The following is an 8833-nucleotide window of genomic DNA, read 5'->3' on the forward strand; positions in this document are numbered from 1 at the left end:
CGCCGTGGATCTCAGGAATCCACGGCGGCCCCGGAGTCGTGAGCCGGTCGTCAGCGCGTGAGCGCGTCGGGGGGTCGGCGCGTCAGTGCACGTCGCCCATGAGCTTGACGACCTTCTTGCGGTACATCGCCAGGGCGATGCCGGCGAGGATCGCCATGGCGCCCTGGACCGCGAAGTACGCGGTGCCTCCGACCACGTCGTCGCCCAGCACCAGCTGGAAGATCGCGGCGACGCAGTCACCCGCGGTGACGGCGAGGAACCAGACGCCCATCATCTGGCTGGCGTACTTGGTGGGTGCCAGCTTGGTGGTGACGGACAGGCCGACGGGGGAGAGGGTGAGCTCGCCGACGGTCTGGACCAGGTAGACCACGGCCAGCCACAGCGGGGTGACCTTGGCACCGCCGGAGGCGGCGGCCATCGCCAGCATCATGACGAAGAAGGACGCGCCGATCATCAGCAGACCGAAGGCGAACTTCATGGTGGTGCTGGGGTTCTTCGACCGGCGGGCCAGCGCGACCCAGATCCAGGCGAAGACGGGGGCCAGCGCCATGATGTACAGCGGGTTGAGCGACTGGAACCAGCTGGACGGGAAGTCGAACCCGAGCAGGGTCGAGGCCGTGTGGTCGTTGGCGAACACGTTCAGCGTCGAGCCGGACTGGTCGTAGATCATCCAGAACACGGCGGCGGCGACGAAGAACCAGATGTAGCCGCTCATCCGGGACTGCTCGGCGGCGTCGAGGTCCTTGTCGCGCTTCACCTTGGCGAAGACGAAGACCGGTATGGCCAGGCCGGCGATGGACAGCGGCCAGATCGCCCAGTTGATGGTGAAGTGGCCGGTGAGGCCGACGACCGCGTAGAACGCGGCGGCGATGGCCAGCCAGATGCCGGCCTTGGTGAAGATCGCCCGCTTCTCGGCCGGGCTGATCGGCGAGGTGACGACGCTGCTCTTCGGGCTCAGGTGGCGGGTGCCCAGCAGGAACTGGAACAGGCCGAGAGCCATGCCGACACCGGCGAGGGCGAAGCCGAGGTGCCAGTCGACCTGCTGGCCGACGGTGCCGACGACCAGCGGGGCGACGAAGGCGCCGAGGTTGATGCCCATGTAGAAGATCGTGAACCCGCCGTCGCGGCGGGGGTCGTTCGGGCCGTCGTAGAGGTGGCCGACCATCGTGGAGATGTTGGCCTTGAGCAGACCCGAGCCGACCGCGATGAAGACCAGGCCGACGAAGAACGAGGCGCTGACCGGGACGGCCAGCAGGAAGTGGCCGATCATGATGATCGCGCCACCGAGTGCGACGGTCTTGCGGGCGCCGAGGAAGCGGTCGGCGATCCAGCCGCCCGGGAGGGCAAGCAGGTACACCATGGCCGTGTAGACGCTGTACACGGCGGAGGCGACCGCCATCTTCATGCCGAGGCCGCCGTCCGTGACGGAGGCGGTCATGTAGAGCACCAGCAGGGCACGCATGCCGTAGTAGCTGAAGCGCTCCCACATCTCGCTCATGAAGAGAGTGGCGAGTCCTCGGGGGTGACCGAGGAAGGTCTTGCCGCTGGGAGAGGCCGACGTGACGCCGGCGTCCAGGGTCGTAGACGCCATGAATAGGGGTTCCTTGCCTGACAGCGTCCGCCTAGGGGGGTGGCGGCGGACGTGGACGAAACCACTCTACGTGGCGGTATTTGGATGTATCAGATGACAAAAGCCACGAATTAGGTATGGGAATGGCAAAGTGATCAACAGACCTTCCCGATTGATCCATGGTAGATCGGGCAGTCTTCCTTCGGATTCAAGATCCACGGGAGCATTCTTCGCCGAACGGGCGGCCTGCCACGGCGTGTTGAGCCCAGTCGGATGCCCGCATAACGATCACGCTCTGTGAACTACCTCACAGGGCGTACGGGCTAACCCCGGCGGACTACCATCACCACATGACCTGTGTGCTGCTTGCCGAGGACGATCCGGCGATCTCCGAACCCCTCGCCCGGGCCCTGCGACGCGAGGGCTATGAGGTGCTCGTCCGCGAGGACGGTCCGACCGCACTGGCCGCCGGCCTCACCGAGGAGGTCGACCTCGTCGTCCTCGACCTCGGGCTGCCCGAGATGGACGGCCTGGAGGTCTGCCGCCGCCTGCGCGCCGACGGCAAGAGCTGCCCCGTCCTGGTACTCACCGCCCGCGCCGACGAGGTGGACACGGTGGTCGGCCTCGACGCCGGCGCCGACGACTACGTCACCAAGCCCTTCCGCCTGGCCGAACTGCTCGCCCGGGTCCGGGCCCTGCTCCGGCGCGGCAACGTCGACCAGCTCACCACCGGCGCACACGGGGTGAAGATCGACATCGAGTCCCACCGCGCCTGGCTCGGCGACGAGGAGCTCACCCTCTCCGCCAAGGAGTTCGAACTGCTGCGCGTCCTCGTCCGCGACGCCGGCCGGGTGGTCACCCGCGAGGAGATCATGCGGCAGGTCTGGGACACCACGTGGTGGACCTCCACCAAGACCCTGGACATGCACATCTCCTGGCTCCGCAAGAAGCTCGGCGACGACGCGGCCAACCCGCGCTACATCGCCACCGTGCGCGGGGTGGGGTTCCGGTTCGAGAAGAATTAACCCCGCACGGAGACCGGACCGGACCACGGCCGGTGAAGCGGAACACCTCGGGGAGCGGCAGCGTGAAACGCCGGATGATCAACTCGCTGCTGGGCGTCGTCCTGGTGGTGGTCGTGGTGTTCTGCGTGCCGCTCGCCCTGGTCGAGAAGCGCACCATCGTCAACTCGGCCCAGGACCGGGTCGACGCGGCCGCCGTCCGGGTGCTCGCCCTGGTCGAGAGCCGGATCGCGGCCGGCGAGTCGGTCACCGAGGCGCGGGCGTTCGAGAGCCAGGTCACCGAGGGCAGCTACGTCGAGGTGCAGGTCCCCGGCCAGCAGGTCGTCTCGGCCGGCGAACGCCCGGCCGGCGACCACCTGCTGAAGGCCGTCGAACGCGGCAACAGCGGCGAGACCGTCACCGTCGAACAGTCCCGCCGGGACGTCGACCACGAGATCGCCAACAACCTGCTGCTGCTCGGCGTCGTCGCCCTGCTCGCCGTCCAGGCCGCCGTGGCCCTCGCGGTCTGGCAGGCCAAACGACTCGCCCGGCCGCTCACCGACCTCGCCGAGACCGCCGAACGGCTCGGATCCGGCGACCCCCGCCCGCGCGACCGCCGCTACGGGGTGCCCGAACTCGACCGGGTCGCCGAAGTGCTGGACACCAGCGCCGAACGGATCGCCCGGATGCTCACCGCCGAGCGCCGACTCGCCGCCGACGCCTCGCACCAGCTGCGCACCCCCCTCACCGCGCTCTCCATGCGGCTGGAGGAGATCACCGCCCTCGCCGAGGACCCGGAGACGGTCAAGGAAGAGGCCACCATCGCCCTGCAGCAGGTCGAGCGGCTCACCGACGTCGTCCAGCGGCTGCTCACCACCCAGCGCGACCCGCGCAGCCCCACCGCCGTCGCCTTCGACCTCGACGAGGTGATCAAGCAGCAGGTGGAGGAGTGGGGACCGACCCTGCGCGAACAGGGCCGGGTGCTGTCCCTGGAGGGCCTGCACGGGATCACCGCCGTCGGCACCCCCGGGACGGTCGCCCAGGTGCTGGCCACCCTGATCGAGAACTCCCTCATGCACGGCGCCGGAACGATCACCCTGCGGATCCGGCCGTCCGGCACCTCGGTGGTGGTCGAGGTGCAGGACCAGGGCGCCGGAGTACCGGCGGACCTCGGCAACCGGGTCTTCGAGCGCGCCGTCAGCGGCCGCAACTCCACCGGCATCGGCCTCGCCGTCGCCCGCGACCTCGCGGAGGCGGACGGCGGGCGGCTCGAACTGCTCTCGCTGAAGCCGGCGGTGTTCGCGCTCTTCCTCGGGCGCAGCCACGAGGACTGAGCGGGGCCACGCGCCGGAGCGGCGGCGGCCAGCACCCGAGGGTGAGGGCCCGGCACCCGAGGCGGGGGCCCGGCACCCGAGGTGAGGATCGGCAGCCAGCCGAGTCAGGCGAGCCAGGCGAGCTAGGCGAGCTGCATGTCGCGGACCACGTCGAGGTCGGTGAAGGTCGGCGGCGCATCGCAGAGCGCCACCATCTCGCGGAAGATCCGGTCGGTCTCGGGGAGGTCGGAGTTGCGCATCGCCTCCTCGTAGGAGGGGAACTCCACGACTTCCACCACGTGCCGGGGGTCGGAACGGTCGGTGCCGACCAGCGCGTGGGAGGCCGTGCGCCTGCCCCGGGTCGCCTCGACCCAGGCGTCCATCAGCCGGTTGAGGTCGTCGAGCCGGTCGGTCCTGCAGTCGATGATCTGGACGAACGTCATGGCGAGCCTCCTGGACCCCCTCGGCGGTGATCGTCCGCGGGCCGTGCTCGCCCTCCGCCGCCTTCGCCCCCGTCACCACTGTCCTCCGGTGGCGGCGGACGCGGCAAGCCCCGGCGGCCGGTCCGGCCCGCCGGGGCTGTCGGAGCACTCCCTGCCGGGGCGCAGGGCGCTGGGGCGCTGGGGTGCTCGGGCTGCGCGGCTCCGTGGCCTACTCGGCCTTGGCGAAGCGGATCGGCTCGGCGGCCAGCAGCAGCTCGGCCTCGGCGGCCAGCTCCCGCGCGCTCAGGGTGCCCACCGGCTGCGGCTGCAGGTGCGGGTGCCGCGCGGTCGGCGCCGTCGGCTCGGTCGGCGCGGTCGGCTCCGGCGCGGCCTTGAACACCCAGGTGCGGTACGAGACGAAGCGGAACACGGTGGCCACGGCGAGGCCGATCACCTTGGCGCCCAGCTGCTCGTAGTGCGAGTCCAGCTTCAGCACGTACACCGAGAAGCCCAGCACGCCGGTCTCGATCAGCATGCCGATGCCGCTGTAGACCAGGAACAGCGTGATCTCCCGCTTGCGGGAGGCGGCGTCGCGGTCCCGGTACAGCCAGTAGCGGTAGCCGAGGTAGTTGGTGGCGATCGCGATCACCGTCGCCGCGATGTTCGACCGCACCGAGGCGAGGCCAAGGCCGTTGATGCAGACCCAGAAGACGGCGAAGTTGACCACCACGCCGCTCAGGCCGACGATGCCGAACTTCACGACTTCGCCCTTGAGCCCGCGCAGTCTCTGCACGAGCGGGGTCTTCGAAGCTGCGGTCGTCGCCATTCCGGACTGCCTCCATGCACCTGGGGGACGATGAGGGGCTGGACGCGGCTTCTCGGCCGCCCCTAGAGCCCTGCGTGCACGCACATGATCAGACCGCGCAGACCAGGACCCGGCCGTCCAGGCTACCCGCTTCCGCCGAACGGCTCAGCCCCCTGAACTCCCGACCGGCATCTACGCGCGTCCGCCGACAGGGGCCCACAGGCGGCTCCACCACGCCCCACCGGCCCGGATATCCTGGCCGGGTGACTTCCCCGGGCAATGTGAATTTTCCAGTGGTGGGCATGATCGGTGGCGGGCAGCTGGCCCGCATGGCACACCAAGCGGGGATCCCGCTCGGGGTCAGGTTCAAACTCCTCGCCGACACGCCCCAGGACTCCGCCGCGCAGGTGGTCTCCGACGTCGTCCTCGGCGACTACCGCGACCTCGACACCCTGCGCCGCTTCGCCGCGGGCTGCGACGTGGTCACCTTCGACCACGAGCACGTCCCCACCGAGCACCTGCGCGCCCTGGAGGCCGACGGCATCGCCGTCCGCCCCGGCCCCGACGCGCTCGTCAACGCCCAGGACAAGGGCGTGATGCGGGCCAAGCTCGACTCCATCGGCGTGCCCTGCCCCCGGCACCGGATCGTCGCCGACCCGGCCGACGTCACCGCCTTCGCGCACGAGGGCGCCGGCTACCCCGTCGTCCTCAAGACCGTCCGGGGCGGCTACGACGGCAAGGGCGTCTGGGTCGTCGACACCGAGGAAGAGGCCCAGGCCCCGTTCCTCGCCGGCGTCCCCGTGCTGGCCGAGGAGAAGGTCGACTTCGTCCGCGAACTCGCCGCCAACGTGGTCCGCTCGCCCAGCGGCCAGGCCGTCGCCTACCCGGTGGTCGAGAGCGTCCAGGAGAACGGCGTCTGCGCCGAGGTCACCGCCCCCGCCCCCGACCTCGACCCGGCCCTCTCCGACGAAGCCCAGCAACTCGCCCTGCGGATCGCCGGCGACCTCGGCATCACCGGCCACCTCGCCGTCGAACTGTTCCAGACCCGCGACGGCCGCATCCTGGTCAACGAACTCGCCATGCGCCCGCACAACTCCGGCCACTGGACCCAGGACGGCGCAGTCACCTCCCAGTTCGAGAACCACCTGCGGGCCGTCCTCGACCTCCCGCTCGGCGACCCCCGGCCGCGCGCCAAGTGGACCGTCATGGTCAACGTCCTCGGCGGCGACTACCCGGACATGTACCACGCCTTCCTGCACTGCATGGCCCGCGACCCCGGACTGCGGATCCACATGTACGGGAAGGACGTGAAGCCCGTCCGCAAGGTCGGCCACGTCAACGTCTTCGGGGACGACCTCGAAGACGTCCGCGAGCGCGCCCGCCACGCGGCCGCCTACCTGCGAGGAACGATCACCGAATGAGCCCCGCTGCTCCCGTTGTCGGCATCGTGATGGGGTCGGACTCCGACTGGCCCGTCATGGAGGCCGCCGCCCAGGCCCTCGACGAGTTCGAGATCCCCTACGAGGTGGACGTCGTCTCCGCCCACCGGATGCCGCGCGAGATGGTCGCGTACGGCGAGAACGCCCACCGGCGCGGGCTGAAGGCGATCATCGCGGGCGCCGGCGGCGCCGCCCACCTGCCCGGCATGCTCGCCTCGGTCACCCCGCTGCCGGTCATCGGCGTGCCGGTGCCGCTGCGCTACCTCGACGGCATGGACAGCCTGCTGTCGATCGTCCAGATGCCGGCCGGCGTACCGGTCGCGACCGTCTCGGTGGCCGGCGCGCGCAACGCCGGCCTGCTCGCCGTGCGGATCCTCGCCGCGTTCGACCCCGAACTCACCGAGAAGATGACCGACTTCCAGGCCGACCTGAACAACCAGGCCACCGAGAAGGGCAAGAAGCTCCGGGCCAAGGTGGCCGGTTCCTCCTCCTTCGGCTTCGGCAAGTAGCCCGTCCGCCCGCCGGGGTGGGGTAGAACAGCTCGCATGACCTCTGACCTGGACTCCCCCACCCCGCTGGACCGCGCCCGCGCCCTGCTGCGCACCACCCCCGTGGTGGACGGGCACAACGACCTCCCCTGGGCGATGCGCGAGCAGGCCGGGTACGACCTCGGTGCGCTCGACCTCGCCGCCGACCAGAGCGAGCGCCTGCACACCGACCTCGACCGGCTCGCGGAAGGCGGGGTCGGCGCGCAGTTCTGGTCCGTCTTCGTCCCCTCCTCCCTGGCCGGCGACCACGCCGTCAGCGCCACCCTGGAGCAGATCGACTTCGTCCACGCCCTGGTCGAGCGCTACCCCGACCGGCTCCGCCTGGCCCGCACCGCCGCGGACATGGAGGCCACCCGCGCGGAGGGCCGGATCGCCTCCCTGATGGGCGCCGAAGGCGGCCACTCCATCGACTGCTCACTCGCCACCCTGCGCGCCCTCTACGAACTCGGCGTGCGCTACCTGACGCTCACCCACAACGACAACGTGCCGTGGGCCGACTCCGCGACCGACGAGCCGGCGGCCGGCGGCCTCACCCGCTTCGGCGAGGAAGTCGTCCGGGAGATGAACCGGCTCGGCATGCTGGTCGACCTCTCGCACGTCTCCGCCGACACCATGCGGGACGCCCTGCGGGTCACCGAGGCGCCGGTGGTCTTCTCGCACTCCTCCGCCCGCGCCGTCTGCGACCACCCGCGCAACATCCCGGACGACGTCCTCGCCCAACTGCCCGCCAACGGCGGCGTGGCGATGGCCACCTTCGTGCCCAAGTTCATCCTGCCCGCCGCCATCGACTGGACCCTCGCCGCGGACGAGAACATGACCGCCCACGGCTTCCACCCGCTCGACACCACCCCGGCGGCCATGGCCTGCCAGCACGCCTTCGCGGCCGCGAACCCGCGCCCCGTCACCACCCCGGCCACCGTCGCCGACCACCTCGACCACATGCGCGAAGTCGCCGGCATCGACCACATCGGCATCGGCGGCGACTTCGACGGCACCGCCTTCCTGCCCGACGGCCTGGACTCGGTGGCCGGCTACCCCAACCTGATCGCCGAACTCCTGCGGCGCCACTGGTCCGAGACCGACCTGGCCAAGCTCACCTGGCACAACGCCGTCCGCGTCCTGCGCGACGCCGAATCGGTGGCCGCCACGCTGCGCGCGAGCCGCCGCCCGTCCATCGCCACCATCGCCGCGCTGGACGGCGCGAACGCCTAGCCGGGCTCCGTCAGCAGCGGGATCTCGATGGCCGGGCACCTGTCCATCACCATGGCCAGCCCGGCCTCCCGAGTGCGCTCGAACGCGGCCTCGTCCACCACGCCGAGCTGGAACCAGACCGCCTTCGCCCCGACCGCCACCGCCTGGTCCGCCACCTCCCCGGCCAGCGCACTGTTCACGAACACGTCCACCACGTCGACCGGGAACGGGATTTCGGCGAGCGAGGCGTAGCCCCGCTCGCCGAGGACGGTCTCGGCCTTGGGGTGCACCGGCACGACCCGCTTGCCGTAGCGCTGCAGGACCCGGGCCACGCCGTGCGCGGCCCTCGCGGTGTTGGTGGAGAGGCCGACCACCGCCCAGGTGTCCCCGGTGGCGGTGAGGATCTCGCGGACCGTCGCGTCGTCGCCGTAGCTCGTCATGCCGGTACCAACGACGCCGGGGCGCGACGGATTCCGGCGCTGTCTCTTATACACATCTCCGAGCCCACGAGACAGGCAGAAATCTCGTATGCCGTCTTCTGCTT

Annotated in this window: 8 protein-coding genes and 1 pseudogene; 5 read left to right on the forward strand and 4 right to left on the reverse strand. The window is 70.7% G+C overall.

Going from position 1 to position 8833, the window contains the following annotated elements; all coding sequences use genetic code 11:
* Window positions 1-82: 82 nt before the first annotated feature.
* Entirely contained in the window at window positions 83-1591 is a 1509-nt protein-coding gene (locus tag IF30_RS0123230; RefSeq protein ID WP_030241693.1) for a peptide MFS transporter, read from the reverse strand.
* 329 nt (window positions 1592-1920) lie between these two features.
* On the opposite strand from IF30_RS0123230, the gene IF30_RS0123235 reads away from it, so the two are divergent.
* Both IF30_RS0123235 and IF30_RS0123240 read left to right on the forward strand, forming a co-directional pair.
* Window positions 1921-2595 (forward strand): response regulator transcription factor, encoded by a 675-nt coding sequence (locus tag IF30_RS0123235; protein ID WP_030058577.1) that lies wholly within the window; start codon window positions 1921-1923, stop codon window positions 2593-2595.
* Window positions 2596-2657: 62 nt separating this feature from the next.
* Complete coding sequence (locus IF30_RS0123240) at window positions 2658-3905, forward strand: ATP-binding protein (protein WP_030241697.1); 1248 nt, start codon at window positions 2658-2660, stop codon at window positions 3903-3905.
* 128 nt (window positions 3906-4033) lie between these two features.
* Here IF30_RS0123240 and IF30_RS0123245 read toward each other — a convergent pair.
* Together IF30_RS0123245 and IF30_RS0123250 are read right to left on the reverse strand one after the other, a co-directional pair.
* A pseudogene (locus IF30_RS0123245) lies at window positions 4034-4327 on the reverse strand (ester cyclase); the annotation flags it as partial.
* 208 nt (window positions 4328-4535) lie between these two features.
* Window positions 4536-5132: a GtrA family protein gene (locus IF30_RS0123250; protein WP_051710906.1), complete on the reverse strand. Its 597-nt coding sequence runs from the start codon at window positions 5130-5132 to the stop codon at window positions 4536-4538.
* Window positions 5133-5392: 260 nt separating this feature from the next.
* On the opposite strand from IF30_RS0123250, the gene IF30_RS0123255 reads away from it, so the two are divergent.
* The 3 genes from IF30_RS0123255 to IF30_RS0123265 are packed head-to-tail and all read left to right on the forward strand — an operon-like array spanning window position 5393 to window position 8310.
* Window positions 5393-6532, forward strand: coding sequence for a 5-(carboxyamino)imidazole ribonucleotide synthase (locus IF30_RS0123255; RefSeq protein WP_030241705.1), 1140 nt, complete (start codon window positions 5393-5395; stop codon window positions 6530-6532).
* Window positions 6529-7059 carry a 5-(carboxyamino)imidazole ribonucleotide mutase gene (gene purE, locus IF30_RS0123260; protein ID WP_030241708.1) on the forward strand — a complete coding sequence of 177 codons (531 nt, stop codon included), beginning with the start codon at window positions 6529-6531 and terminating at the stop codon, window positions 7057-7059. The genes IF30_RS0123255 and purE overlap by 4 nt, the downstream gene beginning before the upstream one ends.
* 36 nt (window positions 7060-7095) lie before the next feature.
* Window positions 7096-8310, forward strand: coding sequence for a dipeptidase (locus IF30_RS0123265; protein ID WP_030241712.1), 1215 nt, complete (start codon window positions 7096-7098; stop codon window positions 8308-8310).
* Here IF30_RS0123265 and IF30_RS0123270 read toward each other — a convergent pair.
* Window positions 8307-8729, reverse strand: a complete 423-nt coding sequence (locus tag IF30_RS0123270) for a CoA-binding protein (RefSeq protein ID WP_030241715.1) — start codon at window positions 8727-8729, stop codon at window positions 8307-8309. The two genes, IF30_RS0123265 and IF30_RS0123270, sit on opposite strands and share 4 nt — an antisense overlap.
* Window positions 8730-8833: the final 104 nt, after the last annotated feature.

It is taken from the genome of Streptomyces sp. NRRL S-350 (assembly GCF_000719705.1).
Taxonomy (GTDB): Bacteria; Actinomycetota; Actinomycetes; order Streptomycetales; family Streptomycetaceae; genus Kitasatospora.